21 protein-coding genes are annotated in these 21,752 nt (G+C 61.2%); 16 read left to right on the top strand and 5 right to left on the bottom strand.

All coding sequences use genetic code 11. From position 1 onward, the window contains the following. The first annotated feature begins 145 nt into the window (after positions 1-145). Positions 146-865 carry a FadR/GntR family transcriptional regulator gene (locus ACW9HX_RS22090; RefSeq protein WP_457382240.1) on the top strand — a complete coding sequence of 240 codons (720 nt, stop codon included), beginning with the start codon at positions 146-148 and terminating at the stop codon, positions 863-865. 261 nt (positions 866-1,126) lie between these two features. Here ACW9HX_RS22090 and ACW9HX_RS22085 read toward each other — a convergent pair whose 3' ends face one another. Further along, positions 1,127-3,511 carry an efflux RND transporter permease subunit gene (locus ACW9HX_RS22085; RefSeq protein ID WP_457382239.1) on the bottom strand — a complete coding sequence of 795 codons (2,385 nt, stop codon included), beginning with the start codon at positions 3,509-3,511 and terminating at the stop codon, positions 1,127-1,129. A gap of 28 nt (positions 3,512-3,539) precedes the next feature. Beyond that, on the bottom strand, positions 3,540-4,568 hold the full coding sequence (locus tag ACW9HX_RS22080) for a WD40/YVTN/BNR-like repeat-containing protein (RefSeq protein WP_457382238.1): 1,029 nt from the start codon (positions 4,566-4,568) through the stop codon (positions 3,540-3,542). Positions 4,569-4,893: 325 nt separating this feature from the next. On the opposite strand from ACW9HX_RS22080, the gene ACW9HX_RS22075 reads away from it, so the two are divergent. The 7 genes from ACW9HX_RS22075 to ACW9HX_RS22045 all read left to right on the top strand — a co-directional run bounded on the left by ACW9HX_RS22075 (position 4,894) and on the right by ACW9HX_RS22045 (position 10,227). After that, positions 4,894-5,484, top strand: a complete 591-nt coding sequence (locus ACW9HX_RS22075) for an amino acid synthesis family protein (protein ID WP_007957412.1) — start codon at positions 4,894-4,896, stop codon at positions 5,482-5,484. A 31-nt stretch (positions 5,485-5,515) separates the two neighbouring features. After that, entirely contained in the window at positions 5,516-6,349 is an 834-nt protein-coding gene (locus ACW9HX_RS22070) for an alpha/beta fold hydrolase (RefSeq protein WP_457382237.1), read from the top strand. Next, positions 6,346-7,827 carry an aldehyde dehydrogenase gene (locus ACW9HX_RS22065; protein ID WP_085603065.1) on the top strand — a complete coding sequence of 494 codons (1,482 nt, stop codon included), beginning with the start codon at positions 6,346-6,348 and terminating at the stop codon, positions 7,825-7,827. The genes ACW9HX_RS22070 and ACW9HX_RS22065 overlap by 4 nt, the downstream gene beginning before the upstream one ends. A gap of 12 nt (positions 7,828-7,839) precedes the next feature. After that, positions 7,840-8,325, top strand: a complete 486-nt coding sequence (locus ACW9HX_RS22060; protein WP_127798405.1) for a flavin reductase family protein — start codon at positions 7,840-7,842, stop codon at positions 8,323-8,325. 136 nt (positions 8,326-8,461) lie between these two features. Then, positions 8,462-8,851: a carboxymuconolactone decarboxylase family protein gene (locus ACW9HX_RS22055; RefSeq protein WP_457382236.1), complete on the top strand. Its 390-nt coding sequence runs from the start codon at positions 8,462-8,464 to the stop codon at positions 8,849-8,851. 58 nt (positions 8,852-8,909) lie between these two features. After that, on the top strand, positions 8,910-9,662 hold the full coding sequence (locus ACW9HX_RS22050; protein WP_074688591.1) for a GntR family transcriptional regulator: 753 nt from the start codon (positions 8,910-8,912) through the stop codon (positions 9,660-9,662). A gap of 1 nt (position 9,663) precedes the next feature. Further along, positions 9,664-10,227, top strand: coding sequence for an NUDIX hydrolase (locus ACW9HX_RS22045; RefSeq protein WP_007957402.1), 564 nt, complete (start codon positions 9,664-9,666; stop codon positions 10,225-10,227). Positions 10,228-10,351: 124 nt separating this feature from the next. Here the strand turns inward: ACW9HX_RS22045 and ACW9HX_RS22040 are convergent, their stop codons facing one another. Then, positions 10,352-10,648, bottom strand: a complete 297-nt coding sequence (locus ACW9HX_RS22040; protein WP_457382235.1) for a DUF1330 domain-containing protein — start codon at positions 10,646-10,648, stop codon at positions 10,352-10,354. 65 nt (positions 10,649-10,713) lie between these two features. Between ACW9HX_RS22040 and ribBA the strand changes: the two genes are divergently transcribed. From ribBA to ACW9HX_RS22015, 5 genes are all read left to right on the top strand, one after another. Then, a complete protein-coding gene (ribBA, locus tag ACW9HX_RS22035; protein WP_064597259.1) occupies positions 10,714-11,823 on the top strand; it encodes a bifunctional 3,4-dihydroxy-2-butanone-4-phosphate synthase/GTP cyclohydrolase II in 1,110 nt (369 codons plus the stop codon). Positions 11,824-12,217: 394 nt separating this feature from the next. After that, positions 12,218-13,243, top strand: a complete 1,026-nt coding sequence (locus ACW9HX_RS22030; RefSeq protein WP_457382234.1) for an ABC transporter substrate-binding protein — start codon at positions 12,218-12,220, stop codon at positions 13,241-13,243. Continuing rightward, positions 13,240-14,187, top strand: coding sequence for an ABC transporter permease (locus ACW9HX_RS22025; RefSeq protein WP_457382242.1), 948 nt, complete (start codon positions 13,240-13,242; stop codon positions 14,185-14,187). Before ACW9HX_RS22030 ends, ACW9HX_RS22025 begins: the two co-directional genes overlap by 4 nt. A gap of 6 nt (positions 14,188-14,193) precedes the next feature. Continuing rightward, entirely contained in the window at positions 14,194-15,003 is an 810-nt protein-coding gene (locus ACW9HX_RS22020) for an ABC transporter permease (protein ID WP_457382233.1), read from the top strand. Positions 15,004-15,020: 17 nt separating this feature from the next. Then, positions 15,021-16,175, top strand: a complete 1,155-nt coding sequence (locus ACW9HX_RS22015; protein ID WP_457382232.1) for an ABC transporter ATP-binding protein — start codon at positions 15,021-15,023, stop codon at positions 16,173-16,175. Positions 16,176-16,424: 249 nt separating this feature from the next. Here ACW9HX_RS22015 and map read toward each other — a convergent pair whose 3' ends face one another. Together map and ACW9HX_RS22005 are read right to left on the bottom strand one after the other, a co-directional pair. Beyond that, positions 16,425-17,216, bottom strand: a complete 792-nt coding sequence (map, locus tag ACW9HX_RS22010; RefSeq protein WP_457382231.1) for a type I methionyl aminopeptidase — start codon at positions 17,214-17,216, stop codon at positions 16,425-16,427. Next, entirely contained in the window at positions 17,213-17,473 is a 261-nt protein-coding gene (locus ACW9HX_RS22005) for a ParD-like family protein (RefSeq protein WP_085711344.1), read from the bottom strand. The genes map and ACW9HX_RS22005 overlap by 4 nt, the downstream gene beginning before the upstream one ends. 297 nt (positions 17,474-17,770) lie before the next feature. On the opposite strand from ACW9HX_RS22005, the gene ACW9HX_RS22000 reads away from it, so the two are divergent. The 3 genes from ACW9HX_RS22000 to ACW9HX_RS21990 all read left to right on the top strand — a co-directional run bounded on the left by ACW9HX_RS22000 (position 17,771) and on the right by ACW9HX_RS21990 (position 21,517). Beyond that, a complete protein-coding gene (locus tag ACW9HX_RS22000) occupies positions 17,771-18,706 on the top strand; it encodes a Ppx/GppA phosphatase family protein (RefSeq protein WP_457382230.1) in 936 nt (311 codons plus the stop codon). 259 nt (positions 18,707-18,965) lie between these two features. Continuing rightward, positions 18,966-20,342, top strand: a complete 1,377-nt coding sequence (locus ACW9HX_RS21995) for a pyridoxal-phosphate dependent enzyme (protein ID WP_457382229.1) — start codon at positions 18,966-18,968, stop codon at positions 20,340-20,342. Further along, positions 20,339-21,517 carry a cystathionine gamma-synthase gene (locus ACW9HX_RS21990; protein WP_457382228.1) on the top strand — a complete coding sequence of 393 codons (1,179 nt, stop codon included), beginning with the start codon at positions 20,339-20,341 and terminating at the stop codon, positions 21,515-21,517. Before ACW9HX_RS21995 ends, ACW9HX_RS21990 begins: the two co-directional genes overlap by 4 nt. The last annotated feature ends 235 nt before the right edge of the window (positions 21,518-21,752 follow it).

The following is a 21,752-nucleotide window of genomic DNA, read 5'->3' as shown; positions in this document are numbered from 1 at the left end:
GTGGAGTGTCAACAACCTGTGTTTTTCTGACACACCGCTTTCGCGAGCAAGACCGCTCCCACATTTGCTCTGTATCTGCCTCAAGATTGTGTGGTGCCTGCTATGATGCGCGGCATCTCCATCGTTCAGGATCGCGCCGTTCCCCATGGATTACCGCAAACCTTCCGACCGCAAAAGCATGCACTCGCGCATCGTCCAGGAACTGGGCATGCAGATCGTCTCCGGCCGCTTTCTGCCCGACGACAAACTGCCCGCCGAAGCCTTGCTCTGCGAGGAGTACGCGGTCAGTCGGCCGGTGTTGCGCGAAGCCACGCGGGTGCTGGTGGCCAAGGGGCTGGTGTACTCGAAGCCGCGTGTCGGCACCGTAGTCAAGCCGCGCCGCGAATGGCACATGCTCGACCCGGACGTATTGCACTGGCTGATGCAAAGCAGCCCGCAGAATGAATTCTTCAATGTGCTGACCAGCGTGCGCAGCATCATCGAACCGGCCGCCGCCGCCCTCGCCGCCCAACATGCGACCGATGCCGACATCGCAGCCATCGGCGAAGCCTACCAACGCATGGAAGCCGCGCCGACGCCGGAGGCCTTGCTGCAACCGGATCTGGATTTCCACAGCCGCATCGCCGATGCGACCCATAACGACTTGCTGGCGAACCTGTGCAACATGCTGTCGGTGGCGATTGCCGAGGCGTTGAAGCATTCGAATCAGCGGCCGAATCTGCATGAGCTGGCGTTGCCCCGGCATAAGGCGATTCTGACCGCGATCGAGAACCGGGATGCGTTGGGGGCTCGGCATGCGACGCTGGTGCAGTTGGATGATGCGCGGAGTGCTTTGAGTGTTGTGCTTGGCGCTGAACTCTCTTAAGCCTTGAGACCGCTTGCCCTCACCCTAGCCCTCTCCCGGGGGGAGAGGGAACTGACCGCGATGTCTTGCGTAATACATCGACCTGAAAAACCGAGTCGATTATGGATTCAAAGCAGGTCGATCAAGTCGGCGTAGATCTCCAATATCCCCGGATCGGTCCCCTCTCCCCCCGGGAGAGGGCTAGGGTGAGGGGCTTTTGATCTTGCTCCATAAAAAAGCCGCAACCCGAAGGTTGCGGCTTTTTCATTTCAGCCAACAGGATCAGTGAGCAAACAGAGAATTCCCCTTCTGCCCCGCCAGCTTCTCAGGCTTGATCAGGAACTTGGCCAACGCCGGCAGCAGCCACAGCGCACCGAACATGTTCCACAGCAGCATGAAGGTCAGCATCAGCCCCATGTCGGCCTGGAACTTGATCGCCGAGAAGATCCAGGTGCATACGCCGATGGCCAGGCACAGGCCGGTGAACAGCACCGCTTTACCGGTGGATTTCAGGGTCTGGTAATAGGCTTCCTGCAACGGCAGGCCGGCACGCAGGAAACTTTCCAGACGGCTGTAGATGTAAATGCCGTAGTCCACGCCGATCCCCACGCCCAGCGCCACCACCGGCAGCGTCGCAACCTTCACGCCGATGCCCATGAACGCCATCAGCGCGTTGCCCAGCACCGACGTCAGCACCAGCGGCAGCACGATGCACAGGGTCGCCGCCCAGGAGCGGAAGGTGATCATGCACATCACCGCCACGCAGATGTACACCAGCACCAGGATAGTCAGTTCGGCCTGCTTGATGACCTCGTTGGTGGCCGCTTCGATCCCGGCGTTACCGGCCGCGAGGATGAATTCCAGGCCGTCCTTGTTGTTGTCCTTGGCGAACTCCTGCACGGCTTTCACCGCACGATCCAGGGTTTCGGCCTTGTGATCGTTGAGGAACACCAGCACCGGCGCCAGCGAACAACTGTTGTTGTACAGACCGTCGGCACGGGCGATGGAGTTGTTCAGCACATCCGGGTTGCGCGACAGGGTTTCCCATTTCAGGTTGCCCTCGTTCATGCCCTTGATCATCTGCTTGGACACGGTCACCAGCGAGATCGCCGACTGCACGCCCTCGGTGTTCTGCATCTTCCACATCAGCTCATCGATCGGCGCCATGGCCTCGTAGCGCGAGCAGCCTTCGGACTTGGTCTTGACCATCACCACCAGGACGTCGGAACTGGTGGAGTAGTTGTTGATGATGAAGTTGTTGTCCTTGTTGTAGCGCGAGTCCGGACGCAGTTCCGGCGCGCCCTGATCAAGGTCGCCGATCTTCAGGTTCTGGCTGTACCAAAGGCCGCCACCGAAGGCGATCAGGGCCAGCGCGATTGAAACCGGTGCGACTTTCGGGCTGGCGAAATTCGACAGCAGGCGCCAGAACGGGTGTTCGCGGTTCGCGTCCTTCTTGCTCTTGGCCACCGCACGCTTGCTGATGCCCACATAGGAAATCGCCACCGGCAGCAGAATCAGGTTAGTGAACACGATTACCGCCACGCCGATGGACGCGCCGATGGCCAATTCACGGATCACGCCGATGTCGATGATCAGCAGTGTGATGAAGCCCACCGCATCCGCCAGAATCGCGATCATCCCCGGCAGGAACAGTTGCCGGAACGTGCGCCGTGCGGCGGTCAGTGCGTTGTCCGCCTCGCTCGATTGCAGGGCAATACCGTTGATCTTCTGCACGCCGTGGGAAATGCCGATGGCGAAGATCAGGAACGGCACCAGCATCGAATACGGATCGAGGCCGAACCCGAAGAAATGCATCAAACCGAGTTGCCAGACCACCGCCACCAGCGTGGTACTCAATACCGCCACGGTGCTGCGCAGGCAGTTGGTGAACCACAACAGCAGGATCAGGGTGATGACGAAGGCGACGCCAAAGAACATCACCACCATCACCAGCCCATCGATCAGGTCACCGACCTTCTTGGCGAAACCGACGATGTGGATCTTGACGTTGGGGTTCTGCGCTTCGAACTTGTTGCGGATCTTGTCTTCCAGTTCATGGGAGAACTGGCGGTAGTCCAGCGCCAGCAACTTGCCCTGGTCCTGCGGGTCCGGATAGGACTCCAGCAGCGGGATGTCGACGATGCTCGACTTGAAGTCGTTGGCCACCAGACGCCCGACCTGGCCCGACTTGAGCACGTTGTTGCGCAGCATGTCGAGGCTGTCCTGGGAGCCATCGTAGCTCTGCGGGATCACTTCGCCGCCGGCAAAGCCTTCCTCGGTCACTTCGGTCCAGCGCACGCTCGGGCTCCACAGCGACTTCAGGCCGGAACGGTCGACGCCGGAGATGTAGAACACCTCATCGTTGATCTGGCGCAGGGTCTCCATGTACTCCTTGGAGAAGATGTCGCCGTCCTTGGCCTCCACCGAAATGCGCACGGTGTTGCCCAGGTTCGTCAGATCGTTGCGGTGCTCCATCATCTTCTCGATGAACGGATGCTTGAGCGGGATCATTTTTTCGAAGCTGGTGGACGGCCGGATCAGCGTGGCCTGCCAGAACAGGAAAATACTGACCAGCAGGCAGATCACGATCACTGCCGGGCGGTTGTTGAAAATCAGGCGTTCAAGAAACGTCGCCTTGTCCTGATGATGAGTGCTCAAGGAAGTCATAGCCCCGCCTTCTTATTATTGATTCGGCTCATTTGCCCAGCTCGGCGCCGTTCGGCGAAGTCACCCGCACACCACCCTGCCCGCTGAGAATCAGATTGCCGTTGCCGGCGGCAGTGACCGACGACAGCGAGATACGATCCGGGCGGTTGAACACGCTGAAGGTTTCACCGTTGTCGCTGCTGCTGATCACCGTGCCACCGTTGCCGACGATGACGATCGAGCCGTCGTCGAGCCGCGTGGCACCGGACAGGCCGAATTCCAGCGCACCGCGTGCAGCCTTGAGTTCGACCTGCTGCCAGGTGCTGCCGAAATCTGTGGAGCGGTAGAGGTTGCCGCGCAGCCCGTAGGCCAGCAGCGTGGAAGGCTGGGCCGTGCCGATCACACCGAACAGCGAGCCTTGATACGGGCCTTCGATTTTTTCCCAGGTCTGCCCCCAGTCGGCGGAACGGAACATCGCGCCCTGTTCGCCCACGATGAACAGCCCGGCGTCTTTGACGGCGGCGATGGCGTTGAGGTGAAACTGGTCCTGGTTATCGAGGCGGTCGCTGACGTCTTGCCAGTTCTTGCCGCCATCAGTGGTTTCCAGCAACGCGCCATAGGCCCCCACGGCCAGGCCGTTGTTGACGTCCTTGAACCAGAGGTCGAGCAGCGGCGATTCGCGCTTGAGATCTTCGAACTGTTTGGTCCAGGTCAGGCCGCCGTCTTCGCTGGCGAGGATCTGTGCGTCATGACCGACGGCCCAGCCGTGCTTGTCATCGACAAAATACACAGCCGTCAGCAACTGACGGCTCGGCACTTTGGCCTGGGTCCAGGTCTTGCCCTGATCGTCGGAGTAGAGAATGTGCCCACGATCCCCGACCGCCACCAGCCGGGATCCGGCGTGAACGACATCGAGCATCAGGCTTTTCGGGGCCTTGGCCGATTCGATGGCGTAGACCACATCGGCTGGCGCTTCGGCAGCCAGGACGGGCGCCGACAAGGTGGCAAAGCCCAGCAGAGAGAGTGCTGTGGCCAGCAACGCGGTGTTGCGAAACGCCGGCGGGCGGCAACGACTCATAGACCTTCCCCTATTTATTATTGTTAGGCCATTCGGCCTTCAAGGGCGCCGCAAGTGTGCTCCAGCGACGGTTGGTCAGAAGCATAGTCCTGAAACCCGCAATCCAGAGCCCCTTCGGAAGCTGGCTCATCCTATCGGGCATTCGAAACGTCTGACAATCGGCGCAACGTTATCTTTTGTTAACCGAAAGGGATTACAGCAGCGGCTGAATGCACGGGCATTCGTCCGACTGATGGACGGGAATCTTGCGAGGGGGACTTGCACGATCGGTATTATGGTATACCATCAGACGCACAGACACTCTTTATCCCCTACGGAGCAGCTCATGAGTTTCGAAATTCGCAAGATCGTCAGCTATGTCGAAGAGACCTTCATTGAAGGCGGCAAGGCTTCCGACACCCCGGTGACCATGGTTGGCCTGGCTGTCGTGATGAAAAACCCGTGGGTCGGCAATGGCTTTGTCGAGGACCTCAAGCCGCAGATCCGCGCCAACTGCTCCGACCTCGGCGCGATGATGGTCGAGCGACTGGTGGGCATCATCGGCGGTGCCGAGAAGATCGAGGCCTACGGCAAGGCAGCAGTGGTCGGCGCCGATGGCGAGATCGAGCACGCCTCGGCGGTGATCCATACCCTGCGCTTCGGCAACCACTACCGCGAAGCGGTCAAGGCCAAGAGCTACCTGAGCTTCACTAACAAGCGCGGCGGTCCGGGCACCTCGATCCAGATCCCGATGATGCACAAGGACGACGAAGGCCTGCGCTCGCACTACATCACCCTGGAAATGCAGATTGAAGACGCCCCGCGCGCCGACGAAATCGTTGTGGTGCTCGGTTGCGCCGACGGTGGTCGCCTGCACCCGCGCATCGGCAACCGCTACATCGATCTGGAAGAACTGGCCGCTGAAAAAGCCCAGTAATCAAAACAAGAAGGCATTGCAGGAGCGCTCCATGATTCGGCATACCGCTGAACTCACCCCGGCCGGCACCAGTTATCTGGCGACCGGCCAGGGCCACCCCGTGGTGTTGATCCACGGCGTGGGCCTGAACAAAGAAATGTGGGGCGGCCAGATCGTTGGCCTGGCCACGCAATACCGGGTGATCGCCTACGACATGCTCGGGCATGGCGCCAGTCCGCGCCCGGCCAGTGGCACCGCCCTGCTCGGTTATGCCGATCAGTTACTGGAGCTGCTCGACCACCTGCAATTGCCGCTCGCATCGGTGATCGGTTTTTCCATGGGCGGTCTGGTGGCGCGAGCCTTTGCCCTGCATTACCCGGAGCGCCTGAAAAGCCTGGTGGTGCTCAACAGTGTGTTCAACCGCAGTGAAGAGCAGCGTGCCGGCGTCATCGCCCGCACCGCCCAGGCCGCCGAACACGGGCCGGATGCCAATGCCGAAGCGGCGCTGTCGCGCTGGTTCAGCCGTGAATATCAGGCGGCCAATCCGGCGCAGATCGCCGCGATCCGCCAGACCCTGGCCGGCAACGACCCGCAGGGTTACCTGACCACCTACGAACTGTTCGCCACGCAGGACATGTATCGCGCCGACGACCTGGGCAGCATCCAGGCGCCGACGCTGATCGCCACCGGCGAGCTGGACCCCGGATCGACCCCGGAAATGGCCGAGCAACTGGCCGCACGCATTCCCGGTGCGAAGGTTGCCGTGCTGCCCGAGCAACGGCATATGATGCCGGTAGAGTCGCCGCGACTGGTCAATCAGCTGTTGCTGGAATTTCTCGAAACCGCACACGCCCGACAAAATCATATAAAGGGGATCGTTGCATGACACTCGCACGCTTCCAGATGTGCATCGGCGGAGAATGGGTCGATGCCCTCTCCGGCAAGACTTTCGAAAGCCTCAACCCGGCACTGGCCGAGCCTTGGGCCGAACTGCCCGACGCTGACGAAGCCGACGTCGAACGCGCCGTGCAGGCCGCGCAGACTGCCTTCGACAGCCCGGCGTGGCGTGGTTTGACCGCCACCGCCCGCGGCAAATTGCTGCGTCGTCTCGGTGACCTGATCGCTGAAAACAAGGAACAACTGGCGCAGTTGGAAAGCCGCGACAACGGCAAACTGATCCGAGAAACCCGGGGGCAGGTCGGTTATCTGCCGGAATTTTTCCACTACACCGCAGGCCTCGCCGACAAGCTCGAAGGTGGCACCCTGCCCCTGGACAAGCCCGACCTGTTTGCCTACACCGTGCACGAAGCCATGGGTGTGGTCGCCGCGATCATTCCGTGGAACAGCCCGCTGTATCTGACCGCGATCAAACTGGCTCCGGCCCTTGCTGCCGGCAACACCATCGTGATCAAGCCGTCCGAGCACGCCTCGGCGACCATTCTGGAGCTGGCGCGTCTGGCCCTCGAAGCCGGGATTCCGCCGGGCGTGGTCAACGTCGTCACCGGCTACGGCCCGAGCACCGGCGCCGCCCTCACCCGCCATCCGTTGATCCGCAAGATCGCTTTTACCGGCGGCGCGGCCACGGCCCGGCATGTGGTGCGCAGCAGTGCCGAGAACTTCGCCAAGCTGTCGCTGGAACTGGGCGGCAAGTCGCCGAATATCATCTTCGCCGACGCCGACCTCGACAGCGCGATCAATGGCGCGATTGCCGGGATCTACGCCGCGTCCGGGCAGAGTTGTGTATCCGGTTCGCGACTGCTGGTACAGGACGAAATCTACGACGAGTTCGTCAGCCGACTGGTGGAACGCGCCCAGCGTATCCGCATCGGCAACCCGCAGGACGACAGCAGCGAAATGGGCCCGATGGCCACCGCGCAGCAACTGGCGGTGGTCGAAGGACTGGTGGCCGACGCGATTGCCGAAGGTGCGCGCCTGCGACTGGGTGGCAAGCGGCCGAGTGGCGTCGGTGACGGCTGGTTCTACGAACCGACGCTGTTCGAGTGCGATCGCAACTCGATGAAAATCATGCAGGAAGAAGTCTTCGGCCCGGTGGCCTCGGTCATCCGCTTCAAGGACGAAGCCGAAGCGCTGGCGATTGCCAACGACTCGCAGTTCGGCCTCGCCGCCGGCATCTGGACCCGCGATCTGGGCCGCGCCCATCGTCTGGCCCGGGACGTGCGCTCGGGGATCATCTGGGTCAACACCTACCGCGCGGTGTCAGCGATGGCACCGATCGGCGGCTTCAAGAACAGTGGCTATGGACGCGAAAGCGGCATCGATTCGGTGCTGGCCTACACCGAACTGAAAACGGTGTGGATCAACCTCTCTCAGGCACCGATGCCTGATCCGTTTGTGATGCGCTAGGAGTCCTGCGACATGATCGAACCCGGCATTTACAAAGATGTGATGAGCTCGTTTCCGTCTGGCGTCACGGTGGTCACCACCCTCGACCCGGACGGCGGCATCGTCGGCATCACCGCCAGCGCCTTCAGTGCACTGTCGATTGATCCGGCGCTGGTGCTGTTCTGCCCCAACTACGCCTCCGACACCTACCCGGTGCTGCGCGACAGCAAGCGTTTCGCGATCCATTTGCTGTCGGCTGACCAGACCGCCGAGGCATACGCCTTCGCCGGCAAAGGCAAGGACAAGGCCAATGGCATCGAGTGGCACCTGAGCGAGCTCGGTAACCCGATCCTCGCCAAAGCCACGGCGATCATCGAGTGCGAACTGTGGCGAGAGTACGACGGCGGCGACCACGCGATCATCGTCGGCGCGGTGAAGAACCTGATCCTGCCGGCGCAGCCGGTGACGCCGATGATTTATCACAAGGGCAAGCTCGGCGCGTTGCCGACACTGGGCTGAGAGATTCACACAGATTCCACTGTGGGAGCGGGCTTGCTCGCGAAGGCGTCGTGTCAGTCGACATCTATGCTGAGTGAGCTACCGCGTTCGCGAGCAAGCCCGCTCCCACAAGGGAATTGTGGTGACTGGAGGACTTATGAGTAACGAGAAGTATGAGAAAGGCCTGAAGATCCGCACCCAGGTGCTCGGCGAAGCCTATGTGCAGCGCTCGATCGAGAACGCCGACGACTTCAACCGCCCACTGCAGGAAATGGTCACCGAATACTGCTGGGGCCATGTCTGGGGGCGCGAGGGTCTGTCGCTCAAGGAGCGCAGCATGATCAACCTGGCGATGATCTCCGCGTTGAACCGCCCGCATGAACTCAAGCTGCATGTGCGCGGCGCCTTGCGTAACGGCCTGAGTCGTGAGCAAATACGCGAAATTCTGCTTCAGGTCGGTATTTATTGCGGCGTCCCGGCAGCCGTGGACAGTTTCCGGCTAGCCCGTGAAGCCTTCGCCGAAGCCGACGCCGAGGCCTCCAGTTAACCCCTCGGCTGTTTGAATGCCCGTCTGGCATGGACAGCCAACTTAAAGAGCGGACCCCATGAAACGCCTGCCACTCGACGACAGCTTCAAGGTCAATCGCAACCCCGTCACCCTGCGCGAAATCGTGCTGGATAAACTGCGAAGCGCCATCATGAACTTCCAGCTGCTGCCGGGCGATCGCCTGGTGGAGCGCGATCTGTGCGATCGCCTGGGCGTGAGCCGTACGTCTGTGCGTGAAGCCTTGCGTCACCTGGAATCCGAAGGCCTGGTGGAATTCGCCGATGCCAAAGGCCCGCGCGTGGCGATCATCACCCTCGCCGATGCGGTCGACATCTATGAGCTGCGCTGCGTGCTCGAAGGCCTGATCGTCCAGCTGTTCACCCTGCGCGCCAAGGCCAAGGACATCAAGGCCCTGGAAAAAGCCCTCGACGAGAACCGCAAGGCGCTCAAGGATGGCGAGCTGCAACAGGTGATCGACTCTGTGCAAGGTTTCTACGACGTGCTGCTCGAAGGCTCAGGCAACCATGTCGCGGCCACGCAGTTGCGTCAGTTGCAGGCGCGCATCAGCTACCTGCGGGCGACGTCGGTGTCCCAGGAAAACCGTCGCGGCGCGAGCAACCAGGAAATGGAAAAAATGGTCGAGGCAATAAAAAGCGGCGACGCGCTGGCGGCGCACCAGGCGTGCGTCGATCACGTGCGCGCCGCCGCTGCGGTGGCCCTCGATTATCTGAAGCGCAAACAGGAAGAGACCGGCGCCACACCGGCCATCACCCTGCCCATCGCCCTGAAAGAACCACGCATAGGTCACTGACATGTTCAGCCCGAGCTTTTGCCCGAAATGCGGTGGCGCCGACCTCGGTCAGCAAGTGCCGCCGGGCGATACGCACGAGCGCCTGATGTGCCGCGGCTGCGGCTACATCCACTATGTGAACCCGAAGATCATCGCCGGCTGCATCATCGAGCAGGACGGCAAATACCTCTTGTGCCAACGGGCGATTCCCCCGCGCCCGGGCACCTGGACCCTTCCCGCCGGTTTCATGGAAAGCGGCGAAACCACCGAACAGGCCGCCCTGCGTGAAGTCTGGGAAGAAAGCGGCGTACGCGCGGAAATCGTCTCGCCGTATTCGATCTTCAGCGTGCCGAAGATCAGCGAGGTCTACATCATCTTCCGCGCCCTCGCGCTGGAAATCACCGGCCAGTACGGCCCGGAAACCCTCGCCTGCAAATTCTTCGCCCCCGAAGACATCCCGTGGGAGCAGATCTACTACCCGGCGATCCGGCAGATCCTCGAACGCTACATCGAGGAACGCCAGGCCGGGGTGTATGGCATGTACATGGGCAATGACGACAGCGGCAAGATTCATTTTATGCGTTGAAGATCACCACTCCCCCTGTGGGAGCGGGCTTGCTCGCGAAGGCGTCGTGTCATTCGCCATTAACGTTGAATTATTGACCGCATTCGCGAGCAAGCCCGCTCCCACAAGGGATCTGTAGTGTGGCTTAAAGCGGGGCGATAGCTTCGACGATGACGATTTCCGCCCTCGCCCACTCCTCGCGGTAGCTCTTCGCTTCCTGATACGCCGCCGAGCGGTAGCACGCCACCGCCTGCTCGTAGCTGTCGAACTCGATCACCACACTGCGCTGTGGCGTCGTCCGGCCTTCCATTGCTTCGCTGCGCCCGCCTCTGGCTAAAAACCTCGCACCAAACTCGGCGAACGCTTTCGGCGCGCGCTGGGTGTATTGGCTGTAGTGATCGGGATCGGTGATGTCCACGTGAGCAATCCAGTACGCCTTCATAGTGACCTCTTGGTTGATTTTGTATTATGGTATACCACGAATTTCATCCACATCGAGAGTCCAGCATGGCCTTCAACAGCATCGAAGAAATCATCGAAGATTATCGCCTCGGCAAAATGGTGTTGCTGGTCGATGACGAAGACCGGGAAAACGAAGGCGACCTGCTGCTGGCCGCTGATCGTTGCACGCCCGAGGCGATCAGTTTCATGGCCCGCGAGGCTCGGGGGCTGATCTGTCTGACGCTGACTGACGATCATTGCCAGCGCCTGGGGCTGGAGCAAATGGTGCCGAGCAATGGCAGCGTGTTCAGCACCGCGTTCACGGTTTCCATCGAAGCGGCGGTCGGCGTGACTACCGGCATTTCCGCCGCTGACCGCGCTTGTACGGTTGCCGCTGCGGTGGCGCCGAACGCTCGTGCAGAAGACCTGGTGCAGCCCGGCCATATCTTCCCGCTGCGCGCCAAGGAAGGTGGCGTGCTGACCCGGGCCGGCCACACCGAGGCCGGTTGTGATCTGGCGCGGCTGGCGGGCTTCACGCCGGCCTCGGTGATCGTCGAGGTGATGAACGACGACGGCACCATGGCCCGCCGTCCGGATCTGGAAGTCTTCGCGCGCAAGCACGGGATCAAGATCGGCACCATCGCCGACCTCATCCACTATCGCCTGAGCACCGAACACACCATCGAGCGTATCGGCGAACGCGAGTTGCCGACGGTGCATGGCACGTTCCGTTTGATCACTTTCGAAGACCGTATCGAGGGCGGCGTGCACATGGCGATGGTCATGGGTGAATTGCGCCGTGAAGAGCCGACGCTGGTGCGCGTGCATGTGATCGATCCGCTGCGGGATCTGGTCGGTGCCGAGTACAGCGGGCCGTCGAACTGGACGTTGTGGGCGGCGCTGCAACGGGTCGCGGCCGAAGGGCATGGCGTGGTGGTGGTGCTGGCCAATCATGAGTCGTCCCAGGCGCTGCTGGAGCGCATTCCGCAACTGACTCAGCCGCCTCGACAGTTCAGTCGTTCGCAATCGCGGATTTATTCGGAGGTCGGCACCGGGGCGCAGATTCTGCAGAACCTGGGCGTCGGCAAGCTGCGTCACCTGGGCCCGCCGCTCAAATACGCCGGTTTGACCGGCTACGATCTTGAGGTGGTCGAGAGTATTCCGTTCACCGAGTGATTGGATGTTGCATTTCAAGCGACTAATGCTGCCCTCACCCCAGCCCTCTCCCGGGGGGAGAGGGAGCAGATTTCTATGCTGTTCAAAACTCGAGTTCGACTCTGAGTTTCAGGTCGATGTATAGCGGTAAAACAACTCGGTCGGCTCCCTCTCCCTCCGGGAGAGGGCTGGGGTGAGGGGCTGGATCTGAAGTGCGCCCTACAACTCGTGCCGAGCACATCCAAAAAACCAAAATCAACAGATAGCCGGTACGGCAAAATGCTTGCACAAAGTTTGGAATACCATAATATGATATTCCATAGACCGGACGACCTGAAAAACCGTCCAGCTACTGCTCCCGACAGGCGGGCAACAAAGCAAGCCCGCTCAAAAACACAACAATGAGGGCGTAAAAATGGTGTTGAACAAAGCTGCAACCGCGATCTTTCTTGCGGGACTGCTGAGCGTGACCGGTCAGGCCGCGATGGCCGCCGAGAGTGTGAACTTTGTCAGCTGGGGCGGTAGCACCCAGGATGCGCAGAAACAGGCCTGGGCCGATCCGTTCAGCAAGGCCAGCGGCATCACCGTCGTGCAGGACGGCCCGACCGACTACGGCAAACTCAAGGCCATGGTCGAAAGCGGCAACGTGCAATGGGACGTGGTCGATGTCGAAGCCGACTTCGCCCTGCGCGCCGCCGCCGAAGGCCTGCTCGAACCCCTCGATTTCAAACAGATCCAGCGCGACAAGATCGACCCGCGTTTCGTCAGCGACTACGGCGTCGGCTCGTTCTTCTTCTCCTTCGTCCTCGGCTACAACGAGGGCAAACTCGGCGCCAACAAGCCGCAGGACTGGAGCGCACTGTTCGACACCAAGACCTTTCCCGGCAAACGCGCCCTCTATAAATGGCCGAGCCCCGGCGTGCTGGAACTGGCCCTGCTCGCCGACGGCGTGCCGGCCGACAAGCTCTACCCGCTGGATCTGGATCGCGCCTTCAAGAAACTCGACACCATCAAGAAAGACATCGTCTGGTGGGGCGGCGGCGCGCAGTCGCAGCAACTGCTGGCGTCCGGTGAAGCAAGCATGGGTCAGTTCTGGAACGGCCGGATCCATGCCCTGCAAGAAGACGGCGCACCGGTCGGCGTGAGCTGGAAACAGAACCTGGTCATGGCCGACATTCTGGTGGTGCCAAAGGGCTCGAAAAACAAGGACGCGGCGATGAAGTTCCTGGCCAGCGCCAGCAGCGCCAAAGGTCAGGCGGACTTCTCCAACCTCACCGCCTACGCCCCGGTCAACGTCGACAGTGTGCAGCGTCTGGACTCGACGCTGGCCCCGAACCTGCCGACTGCCTACGCTAAGGATCAGATCACTCTTGATTTCGCGTACTGGGCCAAGAACGGCCAGGCCATCGCGACACGGTGGAACGAATGGCTGGTCAAATGAAAATGGCGGCCACCGCGTCCCGTCCCTCCACTGCCACCGGGAGCGCCGCCAGCGCTGCCGGGTCGGCTGAAGGCAAAAAGGCGAGTGCAATGGCGCAAGCCCCGTCCCTCAAGCAACGCTGGCGCGGCGCCGGCAACCTCGCGCCGGCGCTGCTGTTCCTCGGCCTGTTCTTTCTCGCGCCGTTGATTGGGCTTTTGCTGCGCGGCGTGCTGGAACCGGTGCCGGGTCTTGGCAACTATGAACAACTGTTCGCTAACTCGGCGTACGCTCGGGTGCTGTTCAACACCTTTTCGGTGGCGGGACTGGTGACCGTGTTCAGTCTGCTACTGGGCTTTCCGCTGGCCTGGGCTATCACCCTGGTGCCACGGGGCTGGGGCCGCTGGATCCTCAACATCGTGCTGCTGTCGATGTGGACCAGCCTCCTCGCCCGCACCTATTCGTGGCTGGTGTTGCTGCAGGCTTCGGGCGTCATCAATAAAGCCTTGATGGCCATGGGCATCATCGATCAACCGCTGGAAATGGTGCACAACCTGACCGGCGTGGTGATCGGCATGAGCTACATCATGATCCCGTTCATCGTGCTGCCGTTGCAGGCGACCATGCAGGCCATCGACCCGATGATCCTGCAGGCCGGTTCGATCTGCGGCGCCAGTCCCTGGACCAACTTCTTCCGGGTGTTCCTGCCGCTGTGCCGGCCGGGGCTGGCGTCCGGCGGGTTGATGGTGTTCGTGATGTCGCTCGGTTACTACGTCACCCCGGCGCTGCTGGGCGGGGCGCAGAACATGATGCTGCCTGAATTCATCATTCAGCAGGTGCAATCGTTCCTCAACTGGGGTCTGGCCAGCGCCGGCGCCGCGTTGCTGATCGTCATCACTTTGGTGCTGTTCTACTTCTACCTGAAGCTTCAGCCGGAATCCCCGGTTGGCGCCAGTAACGCGAGGTAAGCCGACATGCTCCTGACTCCCAATGCCATGAGCCGCCGGATGCGCTTCGGCCTGTACGCAACCACCGGCCTGATCGCGCTGTTTCTGCTGTTGCCGATCGTGTTCATTGTCCTGCTGTCGTTCGGTTCGTCCCAGTGGCTGGTGTTCCCGCCACCGGGCTGGACGCTGAAATGGTACGGCCAGTTCTTCTCCAACGCCGACTGGATGAACGCCGTAGCGGCCAGCCTCAAGGTCGCGGTACTGACCACGATCTGTGCCGTGGCCCTCGGTTTGCCGACTGCCTTTGCACTGGTGCGCGGGCGCTTTCCCGGCCGGGAAATGCTCTACGGTCTGTTCACCCTGCCGATGATCGTGCCGCTGGTGATCATCGCCGTGGCGGTGTACGCGCTGTTCCTCAAGCTCGGCTACACCGGGACGATGTTCGCCTTCGTCGTCAGCCATGTAATCGTCGCGCTGCCGTTCACCATCATCTCGATCATCAACTCGTTGAAGCTGTTCGATCAGTCGATTGAAGACGCGGCGGTGATCTGCGGTGCGTCACGCCTGCAAGCGGTGTTCAAAGTAACTTTTCCGGCAATCCGCCCGGGGATGGTGGCCGGCGCCCTCTTCGCCTTCCTGGTTTCGTGGGACGAAGTGGTGCTCAGCGTGATGATGGCCAGCCCGACCCTGCAAACCCTTCCCGTGAAAATGTGGACCACCCTGCGCCAGGACCTGACGCCCGTGATCGCCGTCGCCTCGACGCTGCTGATCGGCCTGTCGGTATTGGTCATGGTGATCGCCGCCGCTCTGCGCCGGCGCAACGAAATCAGCGCCTGAGCGCCCAGGAGTACGACATGAGTGCCGTGATCAAAGACGCATCCCAGCAGAACGACAAACCCCTGGTCAGCCTGCGCAACCTGAACAAGCACTACGGCGATTTCGCCGCCGTGGACAACATCTCGCTGGACATCAAGGACGGCGAGTTCCTGACCTTCCTCGGCTCCAGCGGCTCGGGCAAAAGCACCACGCTGTCGATGCTCGCCGGTTTCGAAACCCCGAGCAGCGGCGAGATCCTGGTCAACGGCCAGTCGCTGGTCAACGTGCCACCGCACAAGCGCGACATCGGCATGGTGTTCCAGCGTTATTCACTGTTCCCGCATCTGTCGGTGCGCGACAACATCGCGTTCCCGCTGGCGATCCGCAAACTCGCGGCTGCCGAGCGTGATAAACGCGTCGATGCGATGCTGAAACTGGTGCAACTGGAGCAGTTCGCTCATCGCCGTCCTTCGCAACTGTCTGGCGGTCAGCAGCAACGGGTCGCCATTGCACGGGCACTGGTTTACGAGCCACGCATCCTGTTGATGGACGAGCCCCTCGGTGCGCTGGACAAAAAACTGCGTGAAGACTTGCAGGACGAGTTGCGCCAGTTGCACCGCCGTCTCGGCATCACCATCGTCTACGTGACCCACGATCAGGAAGAAGCCATGCGCCTGTCCCAGCGCATCGCGATTTTCAGTCACGGCAAGATTGTCGGGCTCGGCAGCGGTTATGACCTTTACCAGAATCCGCCGAATGCTTTTGTGGCGTCTTTCCTCGGCAACTCGAACTTTCTCAAGCTCAAGGCGCAGGGTAATGCGGCGGCGAGTTTTGAGGGGCAGTCGCTGTCGATCCGTCTCACCGCTGGATTACAGACCGGGCAGGATGTGCTGCTGATGGTGCGTCCGGAAAAGGCTTTGGCGTTGAGCGTGCAGCAAGCGGCCGGCGAACCATTGGCGGCGGGTTGGAATGAGGTTTCGGCGAAGGTGGTCGAGGTTTTGTTTCTGGGTGAGAGCCAGACGTGCAGTGTGGTGACTTCCGGCGGGACTTCGATGACGGTGAAGGCGTTGTCGGCGACGGGGATGCCGCTGAAGGCTGGGGATCCGGTGCAGGTGCGTTGGGCGACGGCGGATGCATGCGTCTATACCGAGTGGGCCGAGAGTGATTTGAACAAAGCGGCGGGGGCTCATTAACACCGAGTCGCCTGCCCGCCCTCACCCCAGCCCTCTCCCGGAGGGAGAGGGGGCCGATTGGGGAATATTGGAGAAGTACGCCGACCTGAAAGCCTTAAAGTGAATCCATAATCGCCGCCGACCTGAAATTGCTGTGCCGAATCCATAATCAACCCGGTTTTTCAGGTCGATGTAGAGCGCAAGACAACTCGGTCAGTCCCCTCTCCCTCCGGGAGAGGGTTAGGGTGAGGGGAAACAGGCGACTCGCTATCAACTGATCGGCGCAAACCCCTCAATCTCATCAGGCCAAACCGTCAACACCTCAAACCCGTCCTCAGTCACCGCCACCATATGCTCCCACTGCGCCGACAGCGAGCCATCCTTGGTCAGCACGGTCCAGCCATCCGGCATGTTCTTCACATGGCGCTTGCCGGCATTCAGCATCGGTTCGATGGTAAAGATCATCCCCGCCTTCAACTTCAAGCCCTGCTCCGGATAACCGTAATGCAGCACTTGCGGCTCATCGTGATAAACCTTGCCGATCCCGTGCCCGCAATACTCGCGCACCACGCTGAACCCTTCTTTCTCCGCCAGCGTCTGGATCGCATGGCCGATGTCGCCCAGCGTCGCGCCCGGCCGCACGACGCGGATGCCGGCGCACATGGCGTCGTAGGTGGTCTTGATCAGGTGCCGCGCCTCGGGCGTCGGTTCGCCAACCACGTACATGCGGCTGGTGTCACCGAACCAGCCATCCTTGATGACGGCGATATCGAGGTTGACGATGTCGCCATCCTTCAGCACCCGGCCCGAAGGAATGCCGTGACAGACCACGTCGTTGACCGAGGCGCAGACAGTTTTCGGGAAGCCGTGATAACCGACGTTGGCCGGAATCGCTTTCTGCACATTGACGATGTAGTCGTTGCACAAGCGGTCGAGCTGATCGGTGGTGACCCCGGCCTTGACGTGCGGCACCAGCATCGCCAGCACCTCGGCGGCCAGTTTGCCGGCCTCGCGCGACTGGGCGATTTCAGCTTGGGTGTTGATCTTGATCGGGTTTCTCATGCCTTGGCTGCCTCTTGAACCGGGATGTTCTGCGCGGCATCGGCCAGGGCACAGATTTGTTGCAGATCCAGACCACCCGCTTGCTCGGCGCGAATCAGCAACCGGCAGATGGCGTGGTGATCAAGGTCGGGATAGAGCTCGGCGAGCATGCCGATGCGCATCCAGTGCTCGGCCTGCGCGTTGATCGAGCGGCTGAGTGCGTTGCTGGAGATGCGCAGATTTTCGTGCATGTCCTCTGAAATCTTTACGATGCCCATGGCAAAATCCGATATGGAATATATATGGAACGTATATTAATCGGGCATTCCTGGGAATTGCAAATTTCGCTGACCAGTCAAATCGCAGGCAAAAAAAAGCTGCCAAAGTTGGCAGCCAAAATCATGAAAAGCACGCGATTTATTGGGGCCAAGAATAGGCGCCCGATAATGACAGTGTCATGACAGCGATAAGTTCATTGAACCGCCCCGCGCGCGTCATCAGGTTGTCATCGAACCCACGGCAGAATCCTCGCAAACCGTCCCGAGCCTCCCGACGGAAGATTTGCAAGGACTCCCATGAAAGAAGACGCCTCGCTGTTTGCTGCCATCGACCTGGGCTCGAATGCGTTTCGCATGATGATTGGCCAGTCGGTGCGCAGCAGAAAGGGCTTCATGATTCAGGAGGTCAAAACCTTGCGCGAGCCGGTGCGTCTGGCCGAAGGTTTCGACGGCCGGGCGCTCGACGAAATGGCTCTGGATCGCGGTTGGCAGGCCTTGGCGCGGTTCGGCAAGAAACTGCGCGGTTTCGAGCCTGGCCGTGTGCGGGCAGTGGCCACCAGCGCCGTACGCGAGGCGGACAATGCCCAGTTGTTTCTGGCCAGCGCGGAGCGGCATCTGGGTTTCAGTATCGATGTGATTTCCGGGCAAGAAGAAGCGCGCCTGGTCTACGCCGGCGTGGCTCACACCCTGCCGGTCGCCGATGACATGCGCCTGGTGGTCGACATTGGCGGTGGCTCCACCGAACTGATTCTCGGCCAGGGCTCGCAACCGTTGCTGACTGAAAGCATCGCCATCGGCAGCGGCACGTTGAGCGCGCGCTACTTTCGCAACGGCGAGATTTGTGCGGGCGCCCTGCAAGAAGCTGAACGCGTGGCCATCCTGCAATTCGAAAAAGTCGCCCGCCGTTATCGCGCCCAGGGCTGGCAACAGACGATCGGCTCCTCGGGCACCGCGCGGATGCTCGCCAAAGTGCTCAAGGCCAATCGCCTGAACGATCATGGCCAGAGCGGTATCACCTACGGCGGCCTGTTGCGGCTGTCGTTGCGCCTGCTGGAAGTCGGCAATGTTCAACAGCTGAAACTGGCTGGCCTGCAACCCCATCGCCAGAGCATTCTGCCCGGCGGTCTTGTCGTGATGCTCGCGGCTTTCAAGGTCTTCGGAATCGCACAAATGGTGCCGTCCGAGCCGGGTTTGCGGCTGGGGGTTCTGCACGGTCTGATGAGCAATCACTGAGCGATTTTCGCTGCAGGATTTTCACTGCCAGATCAAGCTTTTCACGACGGTGAAGACGCCCTTTGAATACTCAATGACGCCTCTGTGTAAACCTCTGTAAATCGCTCCCTTCCCCTCTCTGATTTCGTTCTATGGTTAGATCGAAATGGCTGAATTGCACGCTGACTAATGGTTGCGACAGTTGATGTCTGAGCCTATGTTGCACGCGAGCTTTTCCCCCGCGAATGGAACGCGATCAACACCACAAAGAGGTGAAGAAATGTCAAAGGAATCACGCCCTGCCGTACTTGGGCTGATCGGCAATACTCCGCTGGTACAAATCACCCGCTTCGATACCGGCCTGTGCACTCTGTTTCTCAAACTTGAATCCCAGAACCCCGGCGGATCGATCAAGGATCGTATCGGCCTGGCGATGATTGACGCCGCCGAACGCGACGGTCGCCTGCAACCCGGTGGCACGATCGTTGAAGCCACCGCCGGCAACACCGGCCTGGGCCTGGCGCTGGTCGGCCGCGCCAAGGGCTACCGCGTCGTGCTGGTGGTGCCGGACAAGATGTCCACGGAAAAAGTCCTGCACCTCAAGGCCATGGGCGCCGAAGTGCACATCACCCGCTCCGATGTCGGCAAGGGTCACCCCGAGTATTACCAGGACGTCGCCGCCCGTCTGGCGAAAGACATTCCCGGCGCCTTCTTCGCCGACCAGTTCAACAACCCGGCCAACCCGCTGGCCCACGAATGCAGCACTGCGCCGGAAATCTGGGCGCAGACCGAGCATGACCTGGACGCCATCGTGGTCGGCGTCGGTTCGGCCGGCACGCTGACCGGCCTGACCCGCTTCTTCAAGCGTGTGCAACCGGATCTTGAAATGGTGCTGGCCGACCCGGTCGGTTCGGTGATGGCTGAATACAGCCGCAGCAAGCATCTCGGCACCGCCGGTTCGTGGGCGGTGGAAGGCATCGGCGAAGACTTCATTCCGTCGATCACCGACCTGTCGAGCGTGCGCAGCGCCTACTCGATCAGCGACGAAGAAAGCTTCGATCACGCCCGCCAGTTGCTGAAAGCCGAAGGCATTCTCGGTGGCTCGTCCACTGGCACCCTGCTCGCCGCCGCGCTGCGTTACTGCCGCGAACAGACCGTGCCGAAACGCGTCGTCAGCTTCGTCTGCGACACCGGCACGCGTTATCTGTCGAAGGTCTACAACGACCAATGGATGACCGATCAGGGCCTGTTGCAGCGCAAACGCTACGGCGATCTGCGTGACCTGATTGCCCGACGTTTCGAAGACGGCAAAGTCGTCAGCGTCGGCCCGGACGATACCCTGATGACCGCGTTCCAGCGCATGCGCCTGGCCGACGTTTCGCAACTGCCGGTGCTGGTGGACGGCAAACGACTGGTCGGCGTGATCGACGAATCGGACATTCTGGTGCGCGTACACGAAGACGCCTCGCTCTTCAGCAAACCCGTCGCCCATGCGATGACAGACAAGTTGCAAACCCTCGCCCCCGGCGCCACGCTGGCTGAGCTCGAAGCCGTGCTCAGCAGCGGCCTGGTGGCGATCATTGCCGACGCCTCCGGCTTCCACGGCCTGATCACCCGCGTCGACATGCTCAATCAGTTACGGAGATCCCTCGCATGAGTCAGCACGACAAGAACGCCCGCCCTCAGGGCTTCGCCACCCGCGTGATCCACGCAGGGCAAACGCCGGACCCGACCACCGGCGCGCTGATGCCGCCGATCTACGCCAACTCCACATACCTGCAAGACAGTCCCGGCGTGCACAAGGGTTTCGACTACGGTCGCTCGCACAACCCGACGCGTTTTGCCCTGGAACGCTGCGTAGCGGACCTGGAGGGTGGCACCCAGGCGTTCGCCTTCGCTTCCGGGCTGGCGACCATTTCCACCGTGCTCGAACTGATCGACGCCGGCTCGCACATCGTGTCCGGCAATGACCTGTACGGCGGCACGTTCCGCCTGTTCGACAAGGTGCGCCAGCGCAGTGCCGGGCATCGTTTCAGCTACGTCGATCTGGCCGACCTGTCTGCGTTCGAAGCCTCGCTGCAGGACGACACCCGCATGGTGATGGTGGAAACACCGACCAACCCGCTGCTGAGCCTGTCCGACCTCGCCGCCATCGCGCGCATCTGCAAAGCCCGCGGCATCATCTGCGTGGCCGACAACACCTTCGCCAGCCCATGGATCCAGCGTCCCCTGGAACTGGGCTTCGACATCGTGCTGCACTCGACCACCAAGTACTTGAACGGTCACTCCGACGTGATCGGCGGCATCGCGGTCGTTGGCGACAATCCAGCACTGGCCGAGCGCCTGGGCTTCCTGCAGAACGCCGTTGGTGCCATCTCCGGCCCGTTCGACGCGTTCCTCACGCTGCGCGGTGTGAAGACGCTGGCGCTGCGCATGGAGCGTCATTGCAGCAACGCACTGGAGCTGGCTCGCTGGCTGGAACAACAGCCTCAGGTCAAGCGCGTCTACTACCCGGGCCTGGAATCACACCCGCAGCACGAACTGGCCAAGCGTCAGATGCGTGGTTTCGGCGGGATGATTTCCCTGAATCTGAACAGTGATCTGGCAGGCGCCCGGCGCTTCCTGGAGAACGTACAGATTTTCGCCCTGGCCGAAAGCCTCGGCGGTGTGGAAAGCCTGATCGAGCACCCGGCGATCATGACTCACGCGACCATTCCGGCCGAAACCCGTGCCAGGCTCGGCATCGGTGACAGCCTGGTGCGTCTGTCGGTGGGCGTCGAGGATATCGAGGACCTGCGTGCCGATCTGGCGCAGGCGCTGGCCAGTATCTAAAGCCCGAAAACGTCAAAGCCCGCACGATGCGGGCTTTGGTGTTTGAGTAGGCGGCCAGTGCTGGTCTCTGGCTTACGAGGTTTATCAGGACTCTCACAGTACAGGCAATGTGCTCTGCTGCTTCACACGGCATAAGGGCTGGAACCCAGCGCGGGGTTCTTTCTAACCGTGTACCCTTCGGAACGCGCCCAACGCTTCCTCGCTATCCGCTTGCGCATCAGTCTGCGTCTTCGCC

The organism is Pseudomonas sp. SDO52101_S400 (assembly GCF_054071635.1).
The sequence above is the reverse complement of the archived record's forward strand: the minus strand, read 5'-3'. Positions and strand labels throughout refer to the sequence as shown.

Bases quoted from the DNA above. Each gene is read 5' to 3' on its own strand.
- ACW9HX_RS22070 (WP_457382237.1), top strand. From the start codon at position 5,516: ATGATTCGGCATACCGCTGAACTCACCCCGGCCGGCACCAGTTATCTG.
- ACW9HX_RS22045 (WP_007957402.1), top strand. From the start codon at position 9,664: ATGTTCAGCCCGAGCTTTTGCCCGAAATGCGGTGGCGCCGACCTCGGT.
- ACW9HX_RS22030 (WP_457382234.1), top strand. From the start codon at position 12,218: ATGGTGTTGAACAAAGCTGCAACCGCGATCTTTCTTGCGGGACTGCTG.
- ACW9HX_RS22065 (WP_085603065.1), top strand. From the start codon at position 6,346: ATGACACTCGCACGCTTCCAGATGTGCATCGGCGGAGAATGGGTCGAT.
- ACW9HX_RS22020 (WP_457382233.1), top strand. From the start codon at position 14,194: ATGCTCCTGACTCCCAATGCCATGAGCCGCCGGATGCGCTTCGGCCTG.
- ACW9HX_RS22090 (WP_457382240.1), top strand. From the start codon at position 146: ATGGATTACCGCAAACCTTCCGACCGCAAAAGCATGCACTCGCGCATC.
- ACW9HX_RS22000 (WP_457382230.1), top strand. From the start codon at position 17,771: ATGAAAGAAGACGCCTCGCTGTTTGCTGCCATCGACCTGGGCTCGAAT.
- ACW9HX_RS22005 (WP_085711344.1), bottom strand. From the start codon at position 17,473: ATGGGCATCGTAAAGATTTCAGAGGACATGCACGAAAATCTGCGCATC.
- ACW9HX_RS21995 (WP_457382229.1), top strand. From the start codon at position 18,966: ATGTCAAAGGAATCACGCCCTGCCGTACTTGGGCTGATCGGCAATACT.
- ACW9HX_RS22025 (WP_457382242.1), top strand. From the start codon at position 13,240: ATGAAAATGGCGGCCACCGCGTCCCGTCCCTCCACTGCCACCGGGAGC.
- ribBA (WP_064597259.1), top strand. From the start codon at position 10,714: ATGGCCTTCAACAGCATCGAAGAAATCATCGAAGATTATCGCCTCGGC.
- ACW9HX_RS22085 (WP_457382239.1), bottom strand. From the start codon at position 3,511: ATGACTTCCTTGAGCACTCATCATCAGGACAAGGCGACGTTTCTTGAA.
- ACW9HX_RS22080 (WP_457382238.1), bottom strand. From the start codon at position 4,568: ATGAGTCGTTGCCGCCCGCCGGCGTTTCGCAACACCGCGTTGCTGGCC.
- ACW9HX_RS22055 (WP_457382236.1), top strand. From the start codon at position 8,462: ATGAGTAACGAGAAGTATGAGAAAGGCCTGAAGATCCGCACCCAGGTG.
- ACW9HX_RS22040 (WP_457382235.1), bottom strand. From the start codon at position 10,648: ATGAAGGCGTACTGGATTGCTCACGTGGACATCACCGATCCCGATCAC.
- ACW9HX_RS22015 (WP_457382232.1), top strand. From the start codon at position 15,021: ATGAGTGCCGTGATCAAAGACGCATCCCAGCAGAACGACAAACCCCTG.
- ACW9HX_RS21990 (WP_457382228.1), top strand. From the start codon at position 20,339: ATGAGTCAGCACGACAAGAACGCCCGCCCTCAGGGCTTCGCCACCCGC.
- ACW9HX_RS22075 (WP_007957412.1), top strand. From the start codon at position 4,894: ATGAGTTTCGAAATTCGCAAGATCGTCAGCTATGTCGAAGAGACCTTC.
- ACW9HX_RS22050 (WP_074688591.1), top strand. From the start codon at position 8,910: ATGAAACGCCTGCCACTCGACGACAGCTTCAAGGTCAATCGCAACCCC.
- ACW9HX_RS22060 (WP_127798405.1), top strand. From the start codon at position 7,840: ATGATCGAACCCGGCATTTACAAAGATGTGATGAGCTCGTTTCCGTCT.
- map (WP_457382231.1), bottom strand. From the start codon at position 17,216: ATGAGAAACCCGATCAAGATCAACACCCAAGCTGAAATCGCCCAGTCG.